This window comes from Chryseobacterium sp. SIMBA_028, from assembly GCF_046535285.1.
In the GTDB taxonomy this organism is placed as follows: domain Bacteria; phylum Bacteroidota; class Bacteroidia; order Flavobacteriales; family Weeksellaceae; genus Chryseobacterium.
Genome location: NZ_JAWRWZ010000134.1, coordinates 1 through 312 on the forward strand (window position 1 = coordinate 1; position 312 = coordinate 312).

Consider the following 312-nt stretch of genomic DNA (forward strand, 5'->3'; position numbering starts at 1 on the left):
GTCCGGCTGGTCCCACGCCCCTTCCAGGTACTCCATGAGGGCCACCTGGATATCCCAAGAGTTATCGACTGTGCCCGGCGGTGAGTACGCCCGGGTCAGCGAGAGCCCATCCAGGACTTCGCCCCACACATCGAGTTGGAGTTGGGGGGCCGCGGCGTTTCCCAGCCGGACCGGCGTGGAACCCTCGTAACCGGAGAGCCAGGGGATCTCTGCCTCCGGAAGTCGGCGGGCGCCGTCGAGCCCGTACACGATTTGCAGCTTGGCCGGGTCTCCGGCGATTGCCCGGAGGAGCCATTCACGCCATGCCGCGGC

1 protein-coding gene is annotated in these 312 nt (G+C 67.6%); it reads right to left on the minus strand.

The genetic code is table 11. The features are described from left to right. The coding region (locus SCA31_RS22870; protein ID WP_410699332.1) for a glycoside hydrolase family 15 protein at positions 1-312 on the minus strand (312 nt) is incomplete at both ends.